This window comes from Mycobacterium sp. IDUB_5 (assembly GCF_055419565.1).
Window position 1 is genome coordinate 1 of the sequence record NZ_JBVAXX010000019.1, and the last position, 291, is coordinate 291.

Here is a 291-nt window from a genome sequence, read left to right on the forward strand (position 1 = left end):
CACCCCCTACTGCGACGCCCCGATACGGCACCGCGACCACGCCACCCCCGCCCGCGAGGGTGGCCCCACCTCAGCGCTCAACGGGCTCGGCACCTGCGCAGCCTGCAACTACGCCAAAGAAGCACCCGGCTGGCACGTCACCACCACCAACACCGACAGCCACCACAGCGCCGACTACACCACCCCTACCGGCGCGGTCTACCACTCCACCGCGCCACCACTACCCGGACCACCGACACGACGCCGCTACAGCGTCATCGAAGGAGGACTCAGCATCGACATCGTCGAACT

The 291-nt window shown here is 68.4% G+C and carries 1 pseudogene; it reads left to right on the plus strand.

Annotation, left to right across the window (positions count from 1 at the left end):
* Positions 1–291: pseudogene (locus ACZY1G_RS27820) on the plus strand (HNH endonuclease); the annotation flags it as partial.